This window comes from Tsukamurella pseudospumae, assembly GCF_001575195.1.
Taxonomy (GTDB): Bacteria; Actinomycetota; Actinomycetes; order Mycobacteriales; family Mycobacteriaceae; genus Tsukamurella; species Tsukamurella pseudospumae.
In genome coordinates, this window is record NZ_LSRF01000058.1 from 309,976 (window position 1) to 333,655 (window position 23,680).

At 72.3% G+C, this 23,680-nt stretch carries 21 protein-coding genes; 11 read left to right on the plus strand and 10 right to left on the minus strand.

What is annotated here, in order from left to right; translation table 11 throughout:
* Positions 1-29 precede the first annotated feature (29 nt).
* Positions 30-344 carry a hypothetical protein gene (locus AXK60_RS27705; RefSeq protein WP_231855459.1) on the plus strand — a complete coding sequence of 105 codons (315 nt, stop codon included), beginning with the start codon at positions 30-32 and terminating at the stop codon, positions 342-344.
* On the opposite strand, the gene AXK60_RS19860 is transcribed toward AXK60_RS27705, so the two are convergent.
* The 4 genes from AXK60_RS19860 to trmB form a co-directional block, all read right to left on the minus strand.
* Positions 317-1,828: a protein kinase domain-containing protein gene (locus AXK60_RS19860; protein ID WP_068573764.1), complete on the minus strand. Its 1,512-nt coding sequence runs from the start codon at positions 1,826-1,828 to the stop codon at positions 317-319. The two genes, AXK60_RS27705 and AXK60_RS19860, sit on opposite strands and share 28 nt — an antisense overlap.
* Positions 1,829-1,992: 164 nt before the next feature.
* Positions 1,993-4,944, minus strand: coding sequence for an MMPL family transporter (locus AXK60_RS19865; protein WP_068573766.1), 2,952 nt, complete (start codon positions 4,942-4,944; stop codon positions 1,993-1,995).
* Positions 4,945-4,977: 33 nt separating this feature from the next.
* Positions 4,978-5,664 carry an NYN domain-containing protein gene (locus AXK60_RS19870; protein WP_068573768.1) on the minus strand — a complete coding sequence of 229 codons (687 nt, stop codon included), beginning with the start codon at positions 5,662-5,664 and terminating at the stop codon, positions 4,978-4,980.
* Positions 5,661-6,521: a tRNA (guanosine(46)-N7)-methyltransferase TrmB gene (trmB, locus tag AXK60_RS19875; protein WP_068982555.1), complete on the minus strand. Its 861-nt coding sequence runs from the start codon at positions 6,519-6,521 to the stop codon at positions 5,661-5,663. The genes AXK60_RS19870 and trmB overlap by 4 nt, the downstream gene beginning before the upstream one ends.
* A gap of 37 nt (positions 6,522-6,558) precedes the next feature.
* Here trmB and AXK60_RS19880 point away from each other — a divergent pair, with 37 nt between their 5' ends.
* The 7 genes from AXK60_RS19880 (at position 6,559) to AXK60_RS19910 (ending at position 14,676) form a co-directional block, all read left to right on the plus strand.
* Positions 6,559-7,287, plus strand: a complete 729-nt coding sequence (locus AXK60_RS19880) for an LppX_LprAFG lipoprotein (protein WP_068573773.1) — start codon at positions 6,559-6,561, stop codon at positions 7,285-7,287.
* Positions 7,284-8,861 (plus strand): MFS transporter, encoded by a 1,578-nt coding sequence (locus tag AXK60_RS19885; RefSeq protein ID WP_068573775.1) that lies wholly within the window; start codon positions 7,284-7,286, stop codon positions 8,859-8,861. Before AXK60_RS19880 ends, AXK60_RS19885 begins: the two co-directional genes overlap by 4 nt.
* Positions 8,862-8,900: 39 nt before the next feature.
* Positions 8,901-9,644: a hypothetical protein gene (locus AXK60_RS19890; RefSeq protein WP_139058056.1), complete on the plus strand. Its 744-nt coding sequence runs from the start codon at positions 8,901-8,903 to the stop codon at positions 9,642-9,644.
* The gene (locus AXK60_RS19895) at positions 9,641-10,738 is read left to right on the plus strand and encodes a hypothetical protein (protein WP_068573779.1); all 1,098 of its coding nucleotides are present in this window, start codon (positions 9,641-9,643) and stop codon (positions 10,736-10,738) included. The genes AXK60_RS19890 and AXK60_RS19895 overlap by 4 nt, the downstream gene beginning before the upstream one ends.
* Positions 10,728-11,063 (plus strand): DUF6802 family protein, encoded by a 336-nt coding sequence (locus AXK60_RS19900; protein ID WP_068573781.1) that lies wholly within the window; start codon positions 10,728-10,730, stop codon positions 11,061-11,063. The genes AXK60_RS19895 and AXK60_RS19900 overlap by 11 nt, the downstream gene beginning before the upstream one ends.
* A 135-nt stretch (positions 11,064-11,198) precedes the next feature.
* The gene (locus tag AXK60_RS19905) at positions 11,199-13,040 is read left to right on the plus strand and encodes a phosphoenolpyruvate carboxykinase (GTP) (RefSeq protein ID WP_068573783.1); all 1,842 of its coding nucleotides are present in this window, start codon (positions 11,199-11,201) and stop codon (positions 13,038-13,040) included.
* A 574-nt stretch (positions 13,041-13,614) separates the two neighbouring features.
* Complete coding sequence (locus tag AXK60_RS19910; RefSeq protein WP_068573784.1) at positions 13,615-14,676, plus strand: hypothetical protein; 1,062 nt, start codon at positions 13,615-13,617, stop codon at positions 14,674-14,676.
* Positions 14,677-14,697: 21 nt separating this feature from the next.
* On the opposite strand, the gene AXK60_RS19915 is transcribed toward AXK60_RS19910, so the two are convergent.
* Positions 14,698-15,621 (minus strand): LysR family transcriptional regulator, encoded by a 924-nt coding sequence (locus tag AXK60_RS19915; RefSeq protein WP_068573786.1) that lies wholly within the window; start codon positions 15,619-15,621, stop codon positions 14,698-14,700.
* 73 nt (positions 15,622-15,694) lie between these two features.
* On the opposite strand from AXK60_RS19915, the gene tdh reads away from it, so the two are divergent.
* Together tdh and AXK60_RS19925 are read left to right on the plus strand one after the other, a co-directional pair.
* Complete coding sequence (gene tdh, locus AXK60_RS19920; RefSeq protein ID WP_068573788.1) at positions 15,695-16,741, plus strand: L-threonine 3-dehydrogenase; 1,047 nt, start codon at positions 15,695-15,697, stop codon at positions 16,739-16,741.
* 68 nt (positions 16,742-16,809) lie between these two features.
* Positions 16,810-18,012 (plus strand): glycine C-acetyltransferase, encoded by a 1,203-nt coding sequence (locus AXK60_RS19925; RefSeq protein WP_068573790.1) that lies wholly within the window; start codon positions 16,810-16,812, stop codon positions 18,010-18,012.
* A 13-nt stretch (positions 18,013-18,025) separates the two neighbouring features.
* Here the strand turns inward: AXK60_RS19925 and AXK60_RS19930 are convergent, their stop codons facing one another.
* Both AXK60_RS19930 and AXK60_RS19935 read right to left on the minus strand, forming a co-directional pair.
* Positions 18,026-19,027, minus strand: coding sequence for a phosphatidylglycerol lysyltransferase domain-containing protein (locus AXK60_RS19930; RefSeq protein WP_068573793.1), 1,002 nt, complete (start codon positions 19,025-19,027; stop codon positions 18,026-18,028).
* A gap of 89 nt (positions 19,028-19,116) precedes the next feature.
* Positions 19,117-20,268 (minus strand): FAD-dependent monooxygenase, encoded by a 1,152-nt coding sequence (locus AXK60_RS19935; protein ID WP_231855460.1) that lies wholly within the window; start codon positions 20,266-20,268, stop codon positions 19,117-19,119.
* Between the two features lie 166 nt (positions 20,269-20,434).
* Between AXK60_RS19935 and AXK60_RS19940 the strand changes: the two genes are divergently transcribed.
* Positions 20,435-20,965 (plus strand): FAS1-like dehydratase domain-containing protein, encoded by a 531-nt coding sequence (locus tag AXK60_RS19940; protein ID WP_068573795.1) that lies wholly within the window; start codon positions 20,435-20,437, stop codon positions 20,963-20,965.
* Here the strand turns inward: AXK60_RS19940 and eccA are convergent.
* Genes eccA through AXK60_RS19955 form a run of 3 tightly spaced genes read right to left on the minus strand, consistent with a single transcriptional unit; the run spans position 20,962 to position 23,650 of the window.
* A complete protein-coding gene (eccA, locus tag AXK60_RS19945) occupies positions 20,962-22,674 on the minus strand; it encodes a type VII secretion AAA-ATPase EccA (protein WP_068575251.1) in 1,713 nt (570 codons plus the stop codon). The genes AXK60_RS19940 and eccA overlap by 4 nt on opposite strands.
* A 56-nt stretch (positions 22,675-22,730) precedes the next feature.
* On the minus strand, positions 22,731-23,225 hold the full coding sequence (locus tag AXK60_RS19950) for a hypothetical protein (RefSeq protein ID WP_068573797.1): 495 nt from the start codon (positions 23,223-23,225) through the stop codon (positions 22,731-22,733).
* 20 nt (positions 23,226-23,245) lie between these two features.
* Positions 23,246-23,650, minus strand: coding sequence for a VOC family protein (locus AXK60_RS19955; RefSeq protein WP_068573799.1), 405 nt, complete (start codon positions 23,648-23,650; stop codon positions 23,246-23,248).
* Positions 23,651-23,680: the final 30 nt, after the last annotated feature.

Genomic DNA, 23,680 nt, shown 5'->3' on the forward strand with positions numbered 1-23,680 from the left:
ACGCACCGGACCGCAACGGAGGAGTCGCAGTGGGCAAGATCGAGCGGCGCAAGGACGCGGCGCAGGAGGCCGTCGAGTCGACCTCCATCCGCGTCGGCCGCATCGCGACCATCATCACCACCGCCGTCGCGGACGTCGCTCGGGAGATCGGCGACGCCGTCGGAGACGCCCTCGAGATGCGCCAGGCCGCCAAGCGTGCCGCCGCGGACGAGGCCCGGCAGGCGGAGCCCCGGCAGGCCGGTTCAGTACCCCGGGCCGACGGTGCCGCCGGACGGGCGCCCACGGGGTCGGAGCCGAAGGCCGATCCGGACTCGGATCAGCCCTCGTCGACCTCGACGCCGTAGCTCCGGACAAGAGCCGCCACCCCGTCGGTCCACCCCTGCGCCACGGCGCGCAGCCGGAGCACCCGGTCTCCGGACGGGGTGTCGCGGTGGTACACCTCGAACAGGACGGACGCGCGCAGCCCCGGTTCGCCGGCCGCCGGCACCGTCCACGTCCCGTCGGCGCACCCGACGGTGACGGCCGGCACCGTCGGGCGGGTGGGTTCGGGCGCGTCGGTGGCGACGGCGACCACGATCCGCGCACCCGGAGGGAGCGCGTGCGGAGCGAGGGCGAGGCCGGCCTCGTCGCCGGGCGCGAGCGCCGCGATGCCGTCGGGGTCGCGCGGATTGTTGTAGAACACCATGTGCTGCTCGCTGAGGACCCGCTCGTCGCGGTCCACGATCAGTGCGAACAGATCGCTGCCGGCTCGGACGCGCGGCGTCTCGACGCGTAGCAGCAGCTCCGCGGCGTGCGGCAGGTCCACGGTCTCGCCGCGCCGCAGCTCGACCGGTGCGCGACCCGACGGTGCCGTGGGTGCGGCCGACGGGGCGACGGTGGTCGGGGCGTCGTCGGCGGCGGGTTCGGCGGGGCGGAGCATCGTCGCGGCGTAGCCCGGGTCGTCGTCCGCGACGGTCGGGGCCGCGGCGCGCGCCGCGGGGGAGGCGGCGGCGATCGCGGCGAGCGCCTCGGCGAACTCGCCGCTCGTCGCGAACCGGTCGCCGGGGTCCTTGGCGAGCGCGCGCTGGAAGACGGCGTCCAGCTCCGGCGGGAGGCCCGGTCCGCGCTCCTGCACCGCCGGCACCGGCTGGTAGAGGTGGGCGCCCATGACGGCGGCGATGGTCGTGCCGGTGAACGGCGCTGCGCCCGTGAGCAGTTCGAACGCGGCGGTCGCCAGCGAGTACAGGTCGGTGCGGTTGTCCAGGTCGAGGCCGCCGATCGCCTCGGGGGACAGGTAGCCCAGCGTCCCGACGGTCGTGCCGGTCACCGTCAACGAGGTGGCCTCCGTGGAGGCCTTGGCGATCCCGAAGTCCACGAGCTTGACCGCGGCGGCCCGCCCCGCCCGTAGCCGCACCAGGACGTTGGCGGGTTTGACGTCGCGGTGGGTGATGGCGAAATCCTGATAGGCGTAGTCGAGCGCGCCCGCGACGCCGCTCACGATCTCCGAGACCAGGCCCAGCGCCAGCGGTCCCTGCTCGCGCAGCAGCTGTTTGGCGTCGGTGCCCTGGAGGTACTCCATGGTCAGCCACAGCCGGCCGTCGTCGAGCTGCCCGCGGTCGTAGAGGTGCACGATGTTGGGGTGCGACAGCGGCGCCAGTAGGTCCGCCTCGTGGATGAACCGCGCCTGGAACTCCGGGCTGGCGGAGACGGCACCGTCGAGCAGCTTGAGCGCGTCGCTCCGGGGGAGCCGCGGGTGGGCGACGAGGTAGACCTCGCCCATGCCGCCGGCGCCCAGCCGCTCGATCACCCGGTACCCGGCGATCTCCAGGTCCTGGTCGCTCCCCGCCATGGACACGGAGCCTACTCGTGCACGGCGCTCCATCACCATGCCGTTCTCGGACCTCCGGCCCGAAGGGAACGACGGTGCGCCGACATCGCGCGCCTCGCGGCCCCGGATACGACGGTGCCCCGCAGGATCGAGTCCTGCGGGGCACCGTCGAACCAGGGGCGGGTCTAGCGCTCCTGGTCCCGGCCGGGCTGGGGCCCGGTGTCGCGGGGGCCGCCGGGGCGCGGGCCCTGCGGCCCACCCGGCCCCTGCGGGAGAGGCGGGTACGGCGGGCGTTGGCCCTGCGGGCCACCCGGGGGCGGACCGCCCGGGCGCTGGCCCTGCGGTCGCGGCATCTGGCCGCTGGGCCGCGGGCCACCGGGGCCGTACTGTCCGGGCGGCGGGCCCTGACGGCGCCCGGGGAGCGGCTGCTGGTAGCTGCGCGGGTCCTGCGGCGGCCGCTGCGTGGGCGCCGAGGGGCGCGGTGGCAGCTCGATCCGGCCGGAGAAACCGGGCGGCGGTCCGGGACGCCGGGGGCCGGGGCCCATCGGGGTCGGGCGGGCCGGCCGGTCGGTCGGCGGCATGCCCGCGCCGGGCGGGATCGCGTGCTCGGCCGGGCTCGATGCGGAGCCGGCCACGACCGGCACACCCGCCGCCACGACCTGCGGTGCGGCCTTCCCGGGCCCCGCGGTCGCGGGCCGGACCGACGACAGCGGACGGCCGTCGCGGGTCTCGGCGGGCAGGGAGGTCTCGCCCAGGCCGACGGCCTCCTGGATCTTGCGCATCCAGTTCGGCGCCCACCAGGAGTCGTCGCCGAGCAGCTTCATCACGGCCGGGACGAGCACCATGCGGACCACGGTCGCGTCGACGAGCAGCGCGAACATCAGGCCGAACGACACGTACTTGAGCATCACCAGGTCGGACGTGGCGAACGCCGCGGCGACGCAGGCGAGGAGGATGGCCGCCGCCGTGATGATCCGTCCGGTGTTCGCGGTGCCGGCGCGGATCGCCTGCTTCGTCGTGGCGCCGGCCGCGCGTTCCTCGATCATCCGGGAGATCACGAAGACCTCGTAGTCGGTACTGAGGCCGAAGACCACCGCGATCACCAGCACCAGCACGGGCGCCATCATGGGCCCGCCGGTGAAGTTGAAGATGTCGCCGCCGTGACCGTCCACGAACATCCAGGTCAGGAAGCCGAGCGTCGAGCCCAGCGACAGCAGCGACATGAGCACGGCCTTGATCGGCAGCGTCAGCGAGCCGAAGGCCAGGAACATCGCGATCGTGGTGACCAGGACCAGCAGCAGCATCAGGGCCGGCAGGAGGTCCAACATCGAGTTGATCGAGTCCTGCTGCAGGATCGGCATGCCGCCCACCAGGAACCCGACGCCCTTGCTCGCGTCGGCCCCGTCCATCGTGATGCCGCGCAACGCGGTCAGGGCCTCGCCGACCGCTGCGGTGTCGTTGGGGTCCTGCATGCTGCCGCTCGACGTCCGGATCGAGACCTCGTGGCCGCGGACGACCAGCTTGTTCGAGGTGCCCTTGGCGGTGGACACGGCATCTCCGGCGGCGCCGAACCGCGCGGAGTTCGGGTCCGCGGGGTTCGAGCGGGTGAAGCCCGGGATCTTGTTCGCCTCGTCGAGGACCTGCTTGATCTGGGCGTCGCTGGCGTTGGTGAAGACGATCTTGACGGGCTGACCGGTGTTGTCCGGGAACAGCTCCTGGAACTGATCCTGAGCCATGCGGGTCTTGTTGTCCGGCGGCAGGTAGGTCTGCGAGATGCCGCCGAACTGGAGGCCGACGATCGGGATGCAGATCGCGAGCAGCAGCGTGACGACCCCGACGATGGCGGTCTTCGGGCGCTTCATGACCGCATCGGTCACCTTGCCCCACATGCCGGCCTCGATGTTGGCCTTCGTCTTCGCGCGGCCCGTCTTCTCCGCGGCCCAATGGATGACGCCGCCGATGAGCGGCAGGTTCCACTTGTCGAAGATGGTGAGGAACCAGTGGAAGCTGAGCGCGAAGACCTTCGGGCCGAGCACCGCGAGCATCGCGGGGAGCAGCGTCAGCGAGAGCAGCGCGGCGATGAACACGCCGAGCAGCGCGCCGGTGGCCATCGAGGTGAGCAGGCCCAGCGGCGAGATGTACAGACAGGCGAGCGCGGCCACGATGAGCAGCGACGACATGATGACCGTTCTGCCGGCCGTCATCACCGTGCGTTTGACCGCCGTCGGTGTGTCGTAGCCCTCGTCCAGTTCCTCTCTGAATCTGGACACCATGAACAGGCCGTAGTCGTGGGCGATGCCCAGGCCGATCAGCGAGATGATGGGCCCGACGAACAGGTTGACGTCGGTGAAGTCCGCCATCACCGAGGCGACGGCCATCGCCGCGCCGATGGTCAGCACGCCGATGATCATCGGCAGCACCGCCGCGACGACGCCGCCGTAGACGAAGAACAGCACGATCGCGACCAGCGGCAGGGCGATGATCTCGGCCTTCTTCTGGTCCTTCTGGACGCCCTCCGTGACCTCCGAGGTCACCGGGACCAGGCCGCCGACCTGCGCGGTGAAGACCGCCTTGTTGGCGTCGGACTGCAGCATCCGCATCAACGGCTGCTGGATCGCCACCCAGTCCTTGCCGCGCTGCGTGTCGTCCGCCGAGCGCATGGGCAGCGTGAAGAAGCCCCACGTGCCGCCCTTGGCGTCGGTGCGGCTGAACTTCTTGAACAGCGCGTCGTTCGCCTGCGGCCCTCCGGGGGCGAACATCGTGTAGCTCAGCGAGCTCGCCTGCGGTTCCTTCTCGTTCGTCGGGTTCAGCTTCGAGTCGTCACCGGTGGCGTACTTCGCGAGGATGTCCTGGCGGGTCTGCTCGACGGCCTTCTCGACGTCCGGGTCGGTGATCTTCTTGCCCTCGGCGGGCTTGATCAGCACCAGGATGTCGGGCTGCATCTCGCGACCGTTGGCCAGGTCGGTGACCTGTGCCGCCGCCACCGAGTCGCTGTTCTCGTCGTAGAGACCGTTCATCTTGGTCTTCGCCCCGAGTCCGAGGAAGCCCCAGACGCCGGTGGTGGCGATGGTCACGAACAGGACCGCGATGATCGTGTATCGGAACGCGTAACTGAAGCGTCCTATCGCTGCGAACAAGCGAAAAATCCTTTCCGGTGGCCGGTTCTAGGGCTAGGCCCGGCTCGAAAGTAGCGAAGACAGGGGGCGGAACGGCTGCAGCCACGCACCCTCGTCGGGCAGCGCGTCGAGGCTCACGCGTGGCAGCGGCTCCCGGAACACCCCGGCGATGTCTTCGAGATCGACGAAGTCCAGAGTAGGGGAAGCCAACGCCCAGGCGGCGTGCTCGCGGAACCCGAGTACCTTGACCGGGACCCCGGTTGCGGCGATCTCCTCGAGCGGCTCGCGGAAGGCCTGGCCGTCCGCGGAGGCGACGACGAGCCCACCGAGTCCCGGCGAGTACCGCCGGACGTCGATGTGATCGAGCATGTCGTCGTCGACATCGCTGTCGTCATCGACCTTCGGCTTGGCGAACACCGCGTAGCCGACGTTCCGCAGGGCCTCGACCCACGGGCGGACCACGTCGGCGGTGCCGGGTGCGATGTTGGTGAAGACGGTGGCCTCGGGCTCGAGCCGGAGTGCGGTGCCGGATTCACGGCTCGCCGCGCCGTCCGACTCCAGGGTGGCCGTGAACTCCAGCAACCAGCGCCCGAGCGCGTCGAAGCGCGGGCGGTGCGCCGCGGTGGGCCGGCCGCCCAGGATGGAGCCGAGCCCCATGTCCAGGTTGGGCGCGTCCCACACCAGCAGGACGCGCCGGGCCGGATCGGCGGTCACGACGGACTCGTCGGTCGGACTCGTCACGACACCTCTCCTTCCTCCACGCGCTCCCAGACGAACTCGTGGATCTCGCGGCCCACCTGCGCGGCCTTGTCCTGGAACTTGGTCACCGGGCGGTCGACGGAGATCGGCAGGCCGGCGTCGGCGAGGCGCGGGGGCAGTGCCACGGGCCGCAGGAGCGGCTCCGAGGGTGCGGTCTCCGCAATCGCCTCTGCATAGTCTGCATGATCAGTGGCCACGTGCAGAATCCCTCCGACACGCAGGCGATCCGCGATGAGCGCGAACATGCGCTCGGAGAGCAGCCGGCGCTTGTGATGACGGGCCTTGGGCCAGGGGTCCGGGAAGTACACGCGCACGCCCGTGAGCGAGCCCGGGGCGACCATGTCCTCGAGCATCGCGACACCGTCGCCCCGCACGACCCGCACGTTCGTCAGATCCGCGCGTTGCACGGCTCCCACCAGCTGGGCGATACCGGGCAGGTAGACCTCGACCGCGACCACGTCCAGGTCGGGCTCGGCCTGTGCCATGGCCCAGGTCGACGTGCCGGTGCCCGACCCGATCTCGACGACGAGCGGGGCCTCACGCCCGAACCACGCCGCCGCGTCCAAGGGGTGCGACGGTGCCGGGAAGGCGCCGTCGGGCTGCTCGTCGGAGAGGGGGGAGGCGAGGGTGGCGCCGGGCCGTGCGTCCGGGTTCTCCGCCGGGAACGCTTCGACGGGCCGAGGAGGAGGGATGTCCCGGCCCAGGGTGTCCCAGCCGGTGTCCATCGCCAGCTGTTGAGCGGGAGTGAGCGAGGCGCGGCGGGAGCGGAAACTGGTTACTCGCGGGTACAGCCGACGGTGCTCGGCGCGGGGATCCTGAGACTGGGGCACGCTCTCCATCGTCCCAGCTTTGCGGATGTGACCTAGCATTGGCCGCATGATCGTGCGTAACACTCGCCACACGGCGCTCCGTCTGGCCACCCTGATGGTGGCCCTCCTCGCCGCGTTCGGCCTCGTCGCCGCGTGCTCGAAGAGCAGCGACGCGAAGCAGTCCGACGCCCCGCTGCCGGACGCGAAGACCATCATCGACGCGTCGGCGGCGTCCGCCCGCGCCCTGCACGACGTGCAGCTGGACCTCTCGGTCGACGGCACGGTGCCGAACCTGCCCGTCAAGAGCGTCGCCGCGTACCTCACCAACGAGCCCAAGGTGTCCGGCCAGGGCGATGCCGAGGTCACCTTCAACGGCACCCAGGTCAAGGCCAAGTTCGTCGTGGTCGACGCGCATCTGTGGGCGCAGTTCGGTTCGGGGCAGGCGTATCAGGACATGGGCCTGGCCGCCGACATCTACGACGCCTCGGCCATCCTGGACCCCGAGAAGGGCATCGCGAAGCTCCTGTCGTCGGTCCGTGAGCCCAAGGTCGAGGGCCGCGAGCAGATCGGCGGCACCGACGCCATCCGGATCTCCGGCATCATCCCGGGCACGGCACTCGCCGGCATCGTCCCGAAGGCCGCCCTCGGCGACCGGCCGCTGACCTTCTGGGTCCAGGAAGCCGCGCCGAACAACCTCGTGCGCGCCAACGTGGGCTTCGACAACGGGACGCTCATCGTGACGCTCTCGGACTGGGGCAAGAGGGTCACCCTGCTGGACCCGAAGACCGCGAAGTGACGCTCACGGCGCCGTCGGAGGCGTCCGGCGCGGTCCGGGGGCGCGGCGTGGCCATCGGCGCCGCGGGCCTCGCGGTGCTCCTCGGTGCGCTGGACACCTACGTGGTGGTCTCGGTGCTCGAGGACATCATGCGCAGCGTCGAGATCCCGATCAACAAGATCCAGCTCGCCACGCCGATCATCACCTGGTACCTCCTGGGGTACATCGCGGCCATGCCGCTGCTCGGACGACTCTCCGACCGCTTCGGGCGTCGCCTGGTGCTGCAGGCGAGCCTCGCGCTGTTCATCGTCGGGTCGATCGTGACCGCGTTCGCGGACACCGTTCCCGAGGTCCTCGTGGGCCGCGTGGTCCAGGGCGTCGCGAGCGGCGCGCTGCTCCCCGTGACCCTGGCCCTGGCGGCCGACCTCTGGTCCGCGCGCCGACGGGCCGCCGTGCTCGGCTGGGTGGGCGCGGCACAGGAGCTCGGCAGCGTGCTCGGCCCCGTCGTCGGCGTGGGCGTGGTGACGCTGGTGCACAACCACTTCGCGTCGGTGCCCCATGACGACGCCTGGCGCGTGGTGTTCTGGGTGAACGTGCCGCTGGCGCTCATCGCGATGCTGCTCCTGCAGGTCACGGTGCCCAAGCGCGCCGTGTCGAAGGAGAAGGTCGACGTCGTCGGCGGGCTGCTGCTGGCCGTCGCGCTGGGCCTGTCGGTGATCGGTCTGTACAACCCCGAGCCCGATGGCGAGCACGTCCTGCCGCCGAACGGGCTCTGGCTGCTCCTGGGTGCCGCGGTGGCCTTCGTGCTGTTCGGCCTGTGGGAGAAGTTCGCGCTCACCAAACTCATCGCGACCGCCGGCATGCGGGTGCGCCCGTTCCTGGCCTCGTGCGCCGCGTCGGTGTGCGCGGGCGCGGCGCTCATGGTCACGCTGGTCGACGTCGAGATCTACGCGCGCGCGGTCCTGGAGCGCGACGGGGTGGCCGCGGTGCTCACCCTGGTGCGGTTCCTGCTGGCGCTGCCCGTGGGTGCCGTCCTCGGCGGCTTCCTCGCGACGCGCGTGGGCGACCGCCTCGTGTCGGTGGTCGGGCTGCTCGTCGCGACGGGCGGCTACCTGCTCATCGCGACCTGGCCCACCGACGTGCTCTCCGCCCACTACCTGGGCTTCCTGCCCGCGCTGGACACCTCGCTGGCGATCGCCGGCTTCGGGCTCGGCGTGGTGATCGGCCCGCTGTCGTCGGCGGCGCTGCGCGCGGTGCCGCTCTCGCAGGCCGGTATCGCGTCCGCCCTGCTCGTGGTCGCCCGGATGAGCGGCATGCTCATCGGCGTCGCCGCGCTGACCACCTTCGGCTTCTACCGCCTGAACTCGATCGTCAACGCCATGCCGCCGATCGTCCCGCAGGGCGACTTCACGGAGACGGTGCGGGCGGTCGCCCGGCAGACGCAGGAGGCGTACGCGCACATGTTCGGCGAGGTCTTCCTGGTGACCGCGGGGATCTGCGTGGTCGGTGCGGTGTTCGCGGCGTTCGTGGCCGGCGGACACCAATCGGGTGATTCGCCCGCCGCGGACGACGACGCGCTCGTACCCTCCCGATAGGGACCGGCGCGGGGGCGCCGGCCGGGAGTGGGGGCTCTCATGGGGGAATCGGCTGTCCGGAGCGCGCTCGAAGACCTGTCGGTGCGCACGGGTCCGCCGTGCGTCCGCGTGCTCGGCCGCGAGGGCGTCGGGAAGACGGTGCTGGGTGCGGCCCTGCGCGCCCGCTCGGTCGGGCTGTCCGACGGTGCCGCCGACGCGGTCCTGTACTGCTTCGCGGGCGGCCTGCGCGCCACCGACCGGGCCGCGCTCGACGATCTCGCCGCGGGATCGCCCGGCCCGCCGCCGGTCGTGGCCTGGACGCGGGCCGACGCTGCGGGTTCGTGGCGCGCCGCCGACGCCTACGCCGAACGCCTCGGTGACGTGCTGGGCCGCCCGGTGATCCCCGTGATGGCGCTGCTCGACGATGTCGACCCCGTCGACCTGCCCGCCGTGCGCCGCCTCGCGGAGTCCGACCTGGCGCTGCCGGAGTCCGCCGTCGCGGCCCGGGAGGCGCTCGGCACGGACGTCGGGCTGCTCTCCAGGCTCGGCGGCTACGGCCTGGCCTGCGCGATCGGTGCGCTGCGCGGGTCACCGTCGATGCCCGACGACGAGCTCCTCGCGGGCCTGCGCGACCTGAGCGGCGTCGACGCCCTGCTGGCGCCGCTCGCTGCCGCCTTCGACGGCCATGAGGAGCGCCGGGAGGCCGAGTTCGAGGACCTGCTGCGCATCGTCGCCGTGACGGACTGCGCTCGACGTGACGACGCCGAGCGGATCCTGCTCGACCGGCTCGGGCGCGCGTCGTGACGATCCTGGTCGCGGGACAGGACCCGGCGGGCGCGGTCGCCGTGGCGGCCCGGCTGGGCGGCGACGCGGCGGCCGTCGGCGCCGACGGTGCGCTGACCCCGCTCGGCGAGTACCGCGACCCGCACGACGTGGCCGTGTACGTGCTGGACGCCTGTGTCCCGGCCGACGCCGTCGATCTCGCCGCGCTCGGCCGGCTGCGGGCCGGCCTGTCGACGGTGCTCGTCGCGACCGGCGCCGAGGTCTACCCGGACGCGGCGGAGACGACGGCCGCCTCGGCGCGTCGCCTCGGGGCCGACGTGCTCGCGGTCCAACCGGACTCGGGCGCCGGCTTCGACGCGCTGCACGAGGCGTTGGTGCACCCCGCGCCGCCGGCGCCCCGTCCGCCCCGGATGGGGGCGGCACCGTCGAACCCGGCCCTGGAGCGCGCCGACCGGTCCGCGTACCTGCGTGCGGCGGTGGCCCGGCTGCGGGCGACCCTGCTCGCGGCGTCGGCGGAGGGCTTCCGCCTGCGCCAGGACGTCGACGAGCGTCTCGACGACGACGGTGATGTCCGCGCGCGGCTCGACGGCGTGGTCGTGGAGCTGGAGCGGTCGTTGCGCGAGCAGCTGCGCGCGGTCTACCGCGGGACCTTCGCGGGCTGGCCCGCGGTGCCGGAGCCCGCTGCCCCGTCGCTGCCCCGCGCCGATCCGCCGGCCGCGCCCGCGCGGCGCCGCGGCCCCGAGGACGCGGCGGTCCTCGTGCTGGGTGCTTCCGCGGGGCTCGGGATCGGCCGGGCCGTGGCCGCACCCTTGGAGGCGCTGGGCGGGGTGCGCTGGCTGGCGCTGCCGATCAGCCTCGCGGTGGGGCTCGCGGCGGCGGTGTGGCTGCTGCGAGTGCGTCGTCGGACGGCCGCGCGGGCGGAGCGCCGGAACCGGGCGGACGCGGCGTCGGCGGTGTTCCGGCAGCGGGTCGAGGTGGAGCTGGCGGCGGCCCTCGTGGCCGCGGAGGCCGACGCCGCCCTGCGGATCGCGCGCGGTCCGGCGACCGATCCCGGCGGGGGACGCGGATCGGGAACCGATCCCGGGGCCGGTGCGTCTAATTCATATGGACCATGATTTCGGTCTGTTCGGGCCCTCGGGCGGGGGAGCGTTCGGGCCCGAGCTGTTCGACGGTGCCGTCCCCGCCGAGGGGCCCTCGCCCGGCGGGCTGTGGGTGCACGCCGAGGGCGGGTGGTTCGACGTGCACGCCCTCGATACCGACGGTGACGGGCTGGTCGACACGGGCACGTTGACGGACGCGTCCGGCACCGCGGTCTTCACCGATCTCGACGCGGACGGCGTCGCGGACGTCTACCACCGGATCCGGCCGAACGGCACCTTCGAGACGTGGCGGTTCTCCGGCGGCGCCTGGCGCCTGATGGACCGCGGCGACGTGGGGTGAGGCGGGAGCGGCCGTCGGCGCGGTGGCACCGGGCGTGTGGTGTGAGATGAAGCACGTCACCCTCGGTGCTGTGACCTTGTCCGATGTGTGACACTGGTCCAAAGGTTCGGATTGCGACTCTCGGAGATGACACATATGACGTCAGCCACCATTCCCGGTCTCGAGGGGGATCTCCCCACGAAGCACGCGCAGCTCATCGAGTGGGTGCGCGAGGTCGCCGAGCTCACGCAGCCCGACCGCGTCGTGTGGGCCGACGGCTCGGACGAGGAGTGGGACCGTCTCACGTCCGAGATGGTCGCGGCCGGTACGTTCACCAAGCTGAACGAGGACAAGAAGCCCAACTCGTTCCTCGCGCTCTCCGATCCGGCCGATGTCGCGCGCGTCGAGTCGCGCACCTACATCTGTTCGGAGACCAAGGAGGCCGCGGGCCCCACGAACAACTGGATGCGCCCCGCCGAGATGCGGGCCACCATGACGGACCTGTACCGCGGCTGCATGCAGGGCCGCACCATGTACGTGGTGCCCTTCTGCATGGGCCCGCTGGGCGCCGAGGACCCGAAGCTGGGCGTGGAGCTCACCGACAGTGCGTACGTCGTGGTCTCGATGAAGATCATGACCCGCATGGGCCAGGCCGTCCTCGACAAGCTGGGCGACGAGGGCTTCTTCGTCAAGGGCATCCACTCCGTGGGTGCGCCGCTCGCGCCGGGTGAGGCCGACGTGCCGTGGCCCTGCAGCGAGACCAAGTACATCACCCACTTCCCGGAGACCCGCGAGATCTGGTCGTACGGATCGGGTTACGGCGGCAACGCGCTGCTCGGCAAGAAGTGCTACGCGCTGCGCATCGCCTCCGCGATGGCGCACGACGAGGGCTGGCTCGCAGAGCACATGCTCATCCTCAAGCTGATCTCGCCGGAGGACAAGGTCTACTACGTCGCGGCCGCGTTCCCGTCGGCCTGCGGCAAGACCAACCTCGCGATGATCCAGCCCACTCTGCCGGGCTGGCGCGCCGAGACCGTCGGTGACGACATCGCCTGGATGCGCTTCGGCAAGGACGGGCGCCTCTACGCGGTGAACCCCGAGTTCGGCTTCTTCGGCGTCGCCCCCGGCACGTCGAACGACTCGAACCCGAACGCCATGAAGACGATCGAGGCCGGCAACACCATCTTCACCAACGTCGCCAAGACCGACGGTGGCGACGTCTGGTGGGAGGGCATGTCCGCCGCTCCGCAGCACCTCACCGACTGGAAGGGCCAGGACTGGGAGTCCAGCTCGGCCGAGAACGAGGACGGTGCGGTCACCGTCGCGGCGCACCCGAACTCGCGCTACACCACCCCGATGTCGCAGTGCCCGTCGATCGCCCCGGAGTGGGACGACCCGCAGGGCGTGCCCATCTCGGCCATCCTCTTCGGTGGCCGCCGCAAGACGACGGTGCCCCTGGTCACCCAGGCCCGCGACTGGAAGCACGGCGTGTTCATGGGTGCCACCGTGGGCTCCGAGCAGACCGCCGCCGCCGAGGGCAGGGTGGGCACCGTCCGCCGCGATCCGATGGCGATGCTGCCCTTCCTGGGCTACAACGTGGGCGACTACTTCGAGCACTGGCTCGAGATCGGCAAGCAGGCCGACGAGTCCAAGCTGCCGAAGGTGTTCTACGTCAACTGGTTCCGTCGCGGTGAGGACAAGCGCTTCCTGTGGCCCGGATTCGGTGAGAACAGCCGCGTGCTCAAGTGGATCGTCGATCGCATCGAGGGCAACGCCGCGGGCAAGGAGACGCCGATCGGTATCGTCGCGACGCCGGAGGAGCTGGACCTCACCGGTCTGGACGCGCCGGTCGAGGATGTCGCCGAGGCCCTCGCCGTCAACGTCGACGAGTGGCGCGGTGAGCTGCCGTCGATCGACGAGTGGTTCGGCTTCGTCGGTGAGAAGCTACCCACCGGGCTGAAGGACGAGCTGGACGCGCTCAAGCAGCGTCTGGGCTGAGCCCCCGGTCGCTCCGCGACACGCACTGCGCCCTCGCCGTTCTCGGCGGGGGCGCAGTGCTGTCCGGCGGGCGGCCGCGATCGGTGCGGCGATGGCAAAGGACACTGCGCCCGGGTGCGGTCGCGACGGCTGCGGCAAGCGGTCGATCCGGTGTTCGCAACCGCGTGATGAGCGCGGTTGTCCGATGTGATCGAAAAATTACTGATGCGAAATAGATCGCACTTCACGGTGCGGAACAACGTTGCAGAACGTGCCCTTTCCGGGTTGTGGTCGCGTTCGCATCGTGTCGTTATCGTTACCCCGGTTTCCTGGATAACCTCCTGTGACTCGTGTTTCCTCAGAGGTGGGTCGAGTTCTGTAGGCGGAGAAAGCACCTCCGAGTTCCGTTTGTCTTCAAGGCATCTCAAGCATGCGCCGCGCTCCGCGGGGAGTTGCGGCGATCGGTCGTGTCCGCATTCCGATACTCGCCCGCCCGAAGGAATGGTCGTTGCGCGAATGGAGAACGGGAGAGTTCATGTCCAGGTATCAAGGGCGGCATCGTAGGAACAATCGGACCGCGGTATCGGTGACGCGGATGACCGCGTCGGCGGCCGCCGCCGTGGCGGTGGGCTCGATCTGGCTCGGTGCGGGCGCCGCGCAGGCCGGTGGCGACCCGGCGAAGCCCCCCGCTCCGGTGCAGCCGGGTGTACCGGGCGCCGGGAACGCGAACGGCGGCACGGCCGCCGGCAGCGGTACCGCGGGCGCGGGGCGCACCACGGGTGCCGGACGTGCGACCGGAGCCGGAGCCGGGGCCGGGGCCGGTGTCGCGGGCCGTGGCGGCGGAGCGGGCATTGCCGGCGGCGGAAACATCGCGCCGCAAGGCGGTTCCGGCGCGCCGGGCGCAGGCACGCCGAGGGGTGCCGGCCAGGGCGGCGCCCCGGCACAGGCCGCTCCGGCCCGCGTCGGCGGCCCGACCGCCGGAGGCCCGAACGGCGGCGGTGCGAACGGCGGCGGTGCGAACGGCGGCGGTGCGAACGGCGGCGGTGCGAACCGTGTGGGCGGTTCGGCAGGCGCGAACTCCGCGAACGGGACCGGTTCCGGCTCGGGCGGTGCGGGTTCGGCGGACGGCCGCGGGACGGGTGCCGTAGCACCACGCGTTGCCGGCGTGAACGGCGCTGGTGGCACGAACGCGACCGGTGGCACGAACGGGACCGGCGGCGCGCCCGGCGCGAACGCGGGTGGAACGGGCCGGGCGACGGCACCGTCGGGCGGAGCGAACAGGGCGGTTCCCGCCGGCACCGCGGGCGCCGCCGAGGGCGCACCGTCGGGCTCCGGTTCCGCACCGGACGCGACCGTCCGGACCACCGCAGGAGCGGACGCGGCGAGCGGGGCGGCGTCGTCGCCCGGCTCGGACCGCGAGACGTCCGGAGCGTCGGTCGGTGCGCGAACCGCCGGTGCGGCCACGGAATCCGGCACGGGAACGGCGGGCGGCGGCGCGTCCACCTCGGGCTCGGGCTCGACCTCCGGCTCCGGTTCGACGTCCGGCGCGGGAGCGGCATCACCCTCGATCCCGAGCGTGTCCGCGGGCTCGGAGTCGGGCGGCTCGTCCGGTGGTGGCCTGGTCGGCTCGCTGCTGGACGCGCTCCCGATCCTCTGACCGACGGTGCCCCGGGCCCCGTCAGGACGCCCGGGGCGCGGTGAGCTCGGAGAGGATGTCGCGCAAGGTGTCCGCCACCGTCATCACCGATCGGCGGCGCAGCGCTTCGGGGCGGGCGAGCACGTCGATCGTGCGGACGGCGGCGACGCCGCGCAGCGGCCGCAGCACCAGGCCGGGCGCGAGCGCCTGCCGCGCGGTGTACCGGGGCAGCAGCCCGATCACGCCGCCGGCGGCCACGAGCGCGGCGACGGCGGAGTAGTCGTTGATCCGGTGCACCACCTGCGCCGGACGGCCGGTCACAGCGACCACCGCGGCCAGCACGTCGGCGGGGGAGTAGCCGGCGCGGCTGGTGACCCACGGCTCGTCCGCGACATCCGCGGGCAGCAGGGCGTCGCGGGCGGCGAGCGGGTGCTCGGCGGGGAGCGCCACGTCGAGCGCCTCTTCGATCATCGGGAGCACCGACACCCGATCCTGCGGCCACGCGGGCCCGTTCGCCATCCGATGGGCGAGCACGAGGTCGTACCGTGCGGTGAGCGCAGGGAACTCCTGCTGGGAGACGTCCTCGTCCGACAGGCGCAGGTGCGGCACTCCGTCGGTGCCCGGCGGCAGGCGGTCGACGAGCCGTGAGAACACCGCGTGGCCGGCGCTGTGGAAGGCACTGAGCGCGACCGTGCCCGCCGGGTCGTCGTGGAAGGCGCCGATGGCGGCGCGCGCGTCGGCCATCGCTCGGATCACGGACGCGCCCGCGTCGGCGAGGACCCGCCCGGCGTCGGTGAGCACGAGGTTGCGGCCCTCGCGGCGCGTCAGAGGCACGTCCACGCTGCGTTGCAGTAGCGCGAGCTGCTGCGACACCGCCGACGGGGTGATCAGCATGGCATCGGCCACCGCGCGCACGCTCCCGAGATCGCCCAGCTCGCGCAGCACCCGCAGCTGCCGAATATCCATGAAGTGAATCCTTAACTATCGGATCAGTAGATGGTCATTGTTCTTCATCCTCGCTCGCTGTGCAATGGAACCCATGAAGGCACTGTTCAAGTCCGCGCGCGGCCCCGGACTGGAATTCGTCGACCGTCCGGAGCCGGAGGCCGGTCCGGACGAGGTCAAGATCCGCGTCATGGCGACGGGAATCTGCGGGACGGATCTGCACATCCTCGGCTGGGACGCCTGGGCCGACGGTGCCGTTGCCGCGCCGCTCATCCCGGGGCACGAGTTCTACGGCGAGGTCGTCGCCGTGGGCGCCGGAGTCCGGGAGGTCCTCGTCGGGGACCGGGTGTCCGGGGAGGGACACGTCGTCTGCGGCGTGTGCCGCAACTGTCGCGCCGGTCGGCGGCAGATGTGCATCCGCACCCGGTCCGTCGGCGTGCAGCGCGACGGTGCCTTCGCCGAGTACGTGGTGATCCCCGAGACCAACGTGTGGGTGCACCGCGATCCCGCGATCACGCCCGAGCTGGGCGCGGTCTTCGACCCACTCGGCAACGCCGTGCACACGGCGCTGAGCTTCCCGCTCGTGGGCGAGGACGTGCTCATCACCGGCGCCGGGCCGATCGGTCTGATGGCGATCGGTGTGGCGCGGCACGCCGGCGCGAACCGGATCGCGATCACCGATGTCTCCGAACCCCGCCTGGCACTGGCCCGCTCGCTGGGTGCCGATCTGGCGGTGGACGTCTCGCGGCAGCGGATCGCCGATGCGCAGCGCGAGCTCGGGCTCACCGAGGGCTTCGACGTCGGGTTCGAGATGTCCGGGCATCCCACGGCGCTCCCGGAGATGATCGACAACATGAACCACGGCGGCCGGATCGCGATGCTGGGGCTGCCCAGCGGCGCGATCGACATCGACTGGGGCAAGGTGGTCACGCACATGCTCACGCTCACCGGGATCTACGGCCGCGAGATGTACGAGACCTGGTACGCGATGAGCGCGATGCTCTCGTCGAACCACGCCCTCCGCGCCGGGATCGAATCGCTGGTCACCGACGTGCTGCCCGCCGCGCAGTGGGAGCGCGCCTTCGAGACCGCCCGCGCCGGCACCGGCGGCAAGGTGGTGCTCGACTGGACCGGGGTCTGACCGCGTCGCCCTGATCTCCGATCCGTACCGACCAGCCCGCACCATGATCCGATCCGGAAGGACCCCACATGTATTCGACGATGCGTGATCAGCTCCGCAGTGAGCTCGACGAGATCCGCGCCGCGGGCACGTTCAAGAACGAGCGGCACATCGACTCGCCGCAGTCGGGCCGCATCGCCGCGGGTCGCCTCGGCGAGCCCGCCGTGGACGTGCTCAACTTCTGCGCCAACAACTACCTCGGCCTCGCGGACCACCCGGACGTGATCGCCGCCGCCAAGCAGGCGATGGACGACCGCGGCTTCGGCATGGCCTCCGTGCGGTTCATCTGCGGCACACAGGATCTGCACCTCGAGCTGGAGGCCGCGGTCTCCGCGTTCCTCGGCACCGAGGACACGATCCTCTTCTCCAGCTGCTTCGACGCCAACGGCGGCGTCTTCGAGTCGCTGTTCGGTCCCGAGGACGCGATCGTCTCGGACGCGCTCAACCACGCGTCGATCATCGACGGGATCCGGCTGTCCAAGGCGCGGCGTTATCGCTACGCCAATCGCGACATGGCGGACCTCGAGGCCAAGCTGACTGAGGCCACCACCGGCGACGCGCCCGCGCGGAGGATCATCGTGGTCACCGACGGCGTCTTCTCCATGGACGGCTACCTCGCGCCGTTGCGTGAGATCTGCGACCTGGCGGAGCGTTTCGGCGCGCTCGTGATGGTCGACGACTCGCACGCCGTCGGGTTCATGGGCGGCACCGGCGCCGGCACTCCCGAGCACGCCGGCGTGGGCGACCGCGTCGACGTCTACACCGGCACCTTCGGCAAAGCGCTCGGCGGCGCGTCCGGTGGCTACGTCTCCGGCCGCTCCGAGATCGTGGCGATGCTGCGGCAGAAGGCCCGGCCCTACCTGTTCTCGAACTCGCTCGCGCCCGCGATCGTCGCGGCCACGCTGCGGGCGCTGGAGCTGGTCCGCGACTCGGCTGAACTGCGGAACCGGCTCGTGGACAACGCCTCCCTGTTCCGCCGCCGGATGACGGAGGAGGGCTTCGAGCTGCTCGACGGCGAGCACGCCATCATCCCCGTCATGTTCGGCGACGCCGCCCTCGCGGCGCGGGTGGCTGATGCGATGCTCGAGCACGGCGTGTACGTCACCGCGTTCAGCTACCCGGTGGTGCCGCAGGGCGCGGCCCGGATCCGCGTCCAGCTCTCCGCTGCCCACACCGCCGACGACATCGAGCGGTGCGTGCAGGCCTTCGTCGCGGGACGCGCCGCCGCCTGATCGCGCCGGCGACTCAGAGCCGGGCGTCGCGGCCGTAACGGCCGAACTCGAGCAGGATCAGCGCCGCCGCAACCCGTGCGACCTGGTGCGGGCGGAGCATGACGGCGCGCTCCTGGTCGAACGAGCGGTATTTACGCAGGTACCGGTAGAGCCGCTCGACGTGGAGCAGCGGGTCGAAGGCGTGCACCGCGCGCCGCGCGGCGGCCTTGAGCCGCGGGTGGTTCCGCAGCGTCGCGGAGTCGTCGGCGAACAGGTCGGGGAACGGTGCGAAGGCCAGCGAGACCCGCTTGTAGCCGTGATCCCGCGCCCACGCGACGGTCTCCAGCGTGAGCCGCTCGTCCACCCCGTTCGGCGAATTCCGGGCTCGCAGAGGCAGGTCCAGCGACAGGTCCTCCGGCCCGGCGGGGAGGTACCGGTGCGCGGCGCAGACGGTGCCGTCCGGCCTCCGGGCGAGCGCGAACACGCCGTCGGGACGGGCACCGTCGAGCATGCGCCCGAGGATCATCGAGAAGCCCCGGCTCGGGTCGTGCCCGGCGAGGGCCTCCATCCGGCGGACGGCCTGCCGGTCCAGGTCGGTCACGTCGCCCTCCCGCACGATCTCGACGGTGACCCCCGCGTTGCGGGTGCGCGAGACCGCTTGGCGCAGGTTGCGGAACCGTCGACCGACGAGGTCGAAGGAGCACGCGTCGATGACCACGTCCCGTCCGATGGGTACGGCCCGCAGGCCGTTCGCCTCCCAGCGTGGACGGTAGGCCTCGCCGGCGCCCAGCACCGCGATCGGGCGGTGCCCGGCGCGGCGCACGAACTCGTCGATCGCCGCCGCGCGGGCCTCCGCAGTGAGGCCGACGGGGTCGCCGCCGGCGACGACCACGCCGAGCCGGATCGCGTACGCCACGAACGCATCTCCGCGCGGAGCGAACACGTGGTGCTTCTCGGGTCGCAGAGCGAACGGCGCGAGGGGGTCGCCGACCGCGCGGCCGACCAGCGATTCGACACTTCGATCATCGAATGACATACGGACATTATGCGCCTCGACGGCGATATGCACCGATCGAGGAGAGGGACGTCACGCCGTGCGGTGGATGCCAAATGGCGTGCGCTCGTTCAGTCCGGGGGCGACCAGCGTTGGGGCAGGCGGAAGGCGCGGTCGAGCAGGCGATCGGGGGCCAGGCGCAGGGCCAGGTCCCGCGCGAAAGCCACACCTGGGGAATCCCATTGGCCGGCGGCGCCCAGCAGGTGGGCTTGCCGCGCGATGCGCTGGGTGCGGGGCCGTCGCGCCTTGTCGTAGGCGCTCAGCCGCGCGGGGACCTCGCGGGGATCGGGGTCGCTCGCCAGCGGCCGCAACAGTGATACCAGCACCGCGGCATCCTCGAGCGCGAGGTTCGCGCCCTGTCCGAGGGTGGGAGGCATGGCGTGTGCCGCGTCGCCGACCAGCGTCGCCTGGCCGCGCGAGTAGGTGCGCAGCGGGTGCGCGAGCCGCTCGGTGGGCTGGTACCCGGCCCGCGAGAGATCCGTGGCGGCGAGGATCTCGGGAATCGGATCGTGCCACGCGCCGTAGCGTTCGTGCAGCTCGCCGGGCTCGGGCAGGTCGTCAGCCTGCGAGGGCCGCACGGCGAACCAGTAGACCCTGCCGTCGCGCAGTGGCATGTACCCGAATCGTTCGCCCCGGCCGAAGGTCTCGCCACCGTCGGGCAGCACGACGGGGGTGTCGGTGATTCCGCGCCACGCCCCGTACCCGCAGTAGGCCGCGCCGGGGTCGCCCGCGTGGCTGCCCCGGACGCGGCTGCGGATGCCGTCCGCGCCGACGATGACGTGCGCGTCCTCCAGGAGGCCGCTCGGTCCGAGGTCGAGGGTGCCGGAGCTGAGCCCTTCCACGCGGATACCGGGCCGCACGGTGTCGGGGGCCAGGCCGCTGAGCAGGGCCCGGTGCAGGTCCGTGCGGTCGATCACGCGAAGGTCGGCGACGGTGGCGGGCGCGAACGCGGCGAGCATCGTCCCGTCCGCCCGCATGGTGCCGATCGGGACGGACGGCGGACCCTCGGCCAGGACGGCCCGCACGGGCTCCTCCAGGCCGAGCGAGCGCAGAGCCGCGAAACCGTTCGAGAACAGCGACAGCCCGGACCCGCGGGGGAGGAAGCGCGCGGCCTGCTCGAGGACGATCACCTCCGCGCCGGCGCGCTGGAGGCCCGAGGCCGCCGCCAGGCCGCCGATGCCCGCGCCGACGACGGCGACGCGCAGCGAGTTCGTCCTCCACATGACCTCGACGCTAGTAGTCCGGACGCCTCCTGTCACCGAGGCGTGGGCCACGTGACACGCCGTGTTGTCATAAGGGTGTCGTTGGTTTGAGATAGCACGTAGGCGCAGGCTATTCTGATACGTCCCTCCAAGGTTGAAACGAGGGCTGGCGTTCAAGGAGAGAGACGTGGCCGTCGCCGACGAGTGGGAGATCTGGTTCCCCGATGCCTATGAGATCGGCGCGGAATCGGTGCGGTCGTTCGCGCGCGCCATCCGCAGCTGGGACGTCCCGTACGCCGCCAGTCGCGTGCTGCCCGACGATGTTGCGGTGCCGGCCACGATGCTCGGCGCGCCCATGCTGCAGGGCGCCTCGGCGCTCGTCGCCAAGGTGATACCCGGGTGCAACCTGTCGGCGATCATGCACGCCGGCCAGTCCTTCCGGTACCTGCGTCCGCTGCACGTCGGCGACGTCCTCAGCCTCGGCCTGCGTCTGACCTCGCACATCGTCAAGGCCGAGACGGACCTCGTCGTGGTCGAGTGCATGGTCTACGCCGACGGTGAGCCCTCGCTCGACGCGGAGATCTTCATCGTCCACAGCCAGCGCGAGACCGGTATCGACCTGGAGGCCGCCGACAGGCTGGCCGACGAGGTCATGATGACCGGCACCGGGCCGTCCAGCAGCGACGAGTACGCGGCGAACGTCGCGAGCTCGAGCTAGGAGATCGCCGGGGCGCCCGCGCCCAGCACGCCGTCGAGGGCGCGCGCCATGTCCGTGGCCTCGATCCGCATGAGCGCAGCCTCGTCGATGTCGGCCAGGTCGATCCCTGAATCGGCGAGCCGCAGCTCCCGCTCCTCCTCGGCCGCCTCGATCACGTTGCGCACGAACCGACCGTTGCCCAGGCGGTCCAATCGGTCGACGACGCCCGCGCAGCAGGCTTCGAGGACGGCCGCCGCGTCGCCCGTGAGCACGGCGTCGCGGGAGCGCGCCAGCGCCGCGCCGATCTCCGCGAGCTCGCCGGGCGTGTAGCCGGGGAACCGGATGCGGCGCGCGAACCGCGACGCCAGGCCCTCGTTCGAGCCCAGGAACCGGTCGATCTCCGCGTCGTAGCCCGCCACGATGACTACCAACCGGTCCCGGTCGTTCTCCATCCGGGCGAGCAGGGTGTCGATGGCCTCCTGGCCGAACGCGTCGCCACCGGTGAGCCCCTCCTGCACGAGCGTGTACGCCTCGTCGATGAACAGGACGCCGTCGAGCGCGGAGTCGATCACCGCGGAGGTCTTCTGCGCCGTGGCGCCCAGGTACTGGCCGACGAGGTCGCGCCGCGAGCACTCGACCACGGTGTCGCTCGCGAGCAGGCCCAGTCCTCGGTACATCCGGGCGACGATCCGCGCCACCGTCGTCTTGCCCGTGCCGGGCGGTCCGGTGAACGCGAGGTGCAGCGACCGGCTGCCGCTGGCGAGCCCGCGATCCGCGCGGACGCGGGCCAGCTGCATCGTGGTGCGCAGGCGCGCGACCTGCTCCTTGACCTCCCGCAGCCCCACCTGCCGGTCCAGTTCGGCCGCCGCCTCGGCGAGCAGGTCGGCGCCGTCGTCCGGCGCGGCGCCGGCGGCGTCCTCGGGTGCGGCCGGGGTCTCCAGGACCAGGCGGTGGCCCGGGTCGCGGAGCGCCGCCTCCGCGGGCGGGTACGACGGTGCCGCCCGCTCCAGCAGCTCCCGGGCGCGGTCCTCCTCGCCCTGCTCGCGCAGGACCAGGGCGTGGCAGTAGCGGGCCGCGGCGGCGGCGCCGGGCACCGGCCCCTCGGCCGCGACGGTGAGCAGCCGGGTGGCCTCCGCGAACCGGCCCAGTTGCGCCGCAGCGGATCCCGCGATGGTGGCCGCCGCGGCGCCGAGCACGGGGTCGCCCCAGCCGGCGTGCCCGTCGAGTGCGGTCAGGACGTCGGGCCACCGTCGGGTCCGGGCCGCCGTCACGGCGCGCTGATACCGCTCGACGGGGCACCGCGGCGCGGCGTCGAGGACCCGGACGGCCTCGTCGGGCGCGCCGTCGGCGAGGAGCCGCGCGGCGTACGCGACGTGCGCGGTCGCGGCGTCGCGCAGCGGATGATCCACGTACAGGCCGGTACTGAAGACGGTGGACAGTGCGCCCGGTGGCAGGCCGACCCGCCGCGCCGCGGCGCCGATCGCGTCGGCGGTTCGGTGCAGGGCAGCGAGCACCTCCGCGGTGGACTCGCCCGCGGCCGCGCGGCCGAGCCAGGCGTCGGCCATCGCGGGGTCGGCGGTGGTGGCGGCCTCGAAGGCGCGCCGGGCCAGCGCCGTGTCGCGCGCGGCGGCCTCGAACTCGCCGAACCGGATGCCGAGCGCGGAGATCCCCGCCCGGAACGCCTGCAGTGCGTGCAGCGACGGTTGCGTCGTCGACGCGGATCTGGTCATGGTCCCCCCGAACCACGAGGATCCCCCGATCCCCGTGCCGACCACGGTAGCGGCGGTCAGCGCGCGAGGAGCGCGATCTCGCGGATCTCCTTGAGGTCGGGGCCGTACTCGTCGGAGGACCAGAACCGCAGTCGCCACGTGTCGGCGCCCTCGCCGGCGTGCCGCGCCGCGGCCTCGACCTCGTAGAAGCCGCGCGCCATGGGGAACTCGATCACGTCGTCCGGGGCGGCACCGTCGTGCTCGGGGCCGGGGGAGAACCACTCGACCGACCCCGAGGTGTCGACGCAGAGCTGCGTGCGCAGCACCGTGTCCCAGACGCCGTCGTCGGGCGGCACGCCGTCCCAGTGCTCGAGCTCCACGGGCATCGCCGACTGCGACCGCGAGGGCGAGGCAAACCCGGCGGTCGCTCGGTTGGTCGCGGCGCCGTGCACCGTGACGGCGGCGAGCAGGTCGTCGGGCACGCGGTGGCCGAAGCAGCTGCCGAAGAACTTCCCGTCGCGCAGGTCGAGGACGCCGGACAGGTGCATGAGGATGCGGGGTTCGAGACGCATCGGTCCATCATCCCCGAAGGTCAGGCGCCCGTGTCCTCGGGAGCGGTCCGGCCCGCGGCGGGCGGGGTGAACAGGTTCACCAGGTTGCCGTCCGGGTCGCGGAGCAGGAGGGACTTGTTGCCCCACGGCATCACCGTGGGCGGCAGGACCACCGCGTCGGCGAGGTCCGTGAGGGTGCCGTACAGGGCGTCGACGTCCTCGACATGGAAGTCGAGGGCGACGCTGCGGTTCTGGCGGGCCGCGGCGACGCCCTCGCCCAGCGCGGGGACGGTGCGGGTGCTGGCGATCGCGAGCGTGCCGGACGGCGTGCGCAGTTCGGCGAACAGCGGGTGCACGCGGGCGACATCGAGGCCGGTGACGCGCTCGTAGAACGTGACGAGTGCGTCGACGTCGTCGGTGAAGATACGGGTGGCGGCGAGTTGCATGGGTGTCTCCTCGTGGTGAGTGATCCGGCG

Coding starts and splice junctions, on each gene's coding strand:
- AXK60_RS19860 (WP_068573764.1), bottom strand. CDS start 1,828: ATGGCGGGGAGCGACCAGGACCTGGAGATCGCCGGGTACCGGGTGATC.
- trmB (WP_068982555.1), bottom strand. CDS start 6,521: ATGGAGAGCGTGCCCCAGTCTCAGGATCCCCGCGCCGAGCACCGTCGG.
- AXK60_RS19880 (WP_068573773.1), top strand. CDS start 6,559: ATGATCGTGCGTAACACTCGCCACACGGCGCTCCGTCTGGCCACCCTG.
- AXK60_RS19890 (WP_139058056.1), top strand. CDS start 8,901: ATGGGGGAATCGGCTGTCCGGAGCGCGCTCGAAGACCTGTCGGTGCGC.
- AXK60_RS19900 (WP_068573781.1), top strand. CDS start 10,728: ATGGACCATGATTTCGGTCTGTTCGGGCCCTCGGGCGGGGGAGCGTTC.
- AXK60_RS19905 (WP_068573783.1), top strand. CDS start 11,199: ATGACGTCAGCCACCATTCCCGGTCTCGAGGGGGATCTCCCCACGAAG.
- AXK60_RS19910 (WP_068573784.1), top strand. CDS start 13,615: ATGACCGCGTCGGCGGCCGCCGCCGTGGCGGTGGGCTCGATCTGGCTC.
- AXK60_RS19915 (WP_068573786.1), bottom strand. CDS start 15,621: ATGGATATTCGGCAGCTGCGGGTGCTGCGCGAGCTGGGCGATCTCGGG.
- tdh (WP_068573788.1), top strand. CDS start 15,695: ATGAAGGCACTGTTCAAGTCCGCGCGCGGCCCCGGACTGGAATTCGTC.
- AXK60_RS19925 (WP_068573790.1), top strand. CDS start 16,810: ATGTATTCGACGATGCGTGATCAGCTCCGCAGTGAGCTCGACGAGATC.
- AXK60_RS19930 (WP_068573793.1), bottom strand. CDS start 19,027: ATGTCATTCGATGATCGAAGTGTCGAATCGCTGGTCGGCCGCGCGGTC.
- AXK60_RS19935 (WP_231855460.1), bottom strand. CDS start 20,268: ATGTGGAGGACGAACTCGCTGCGCGTCGCCGTCGTCGGCGCGGGCATC.
- eccA (WP_068575251.1), bottom strand. CDS start 22,674: ATGACCAGATCCGCGTCGACGACGCAACCGTCGCTGCACGCACTGCAG.
- AXK60_RS19950 (WP_068573797.1), bottom strand. CDS start 23,225: ATGCGTCTCGAACCCCGCATCCTCATGCACCTGTCCGGCGTCCTCGAC.
- AXK60_RS19955 (WP_068573799.1), bottom strand. CDS start 23,650: ATGCAACTCGCCGCCACCCGTATCTTCACCGACGACGTCGACGCACTC.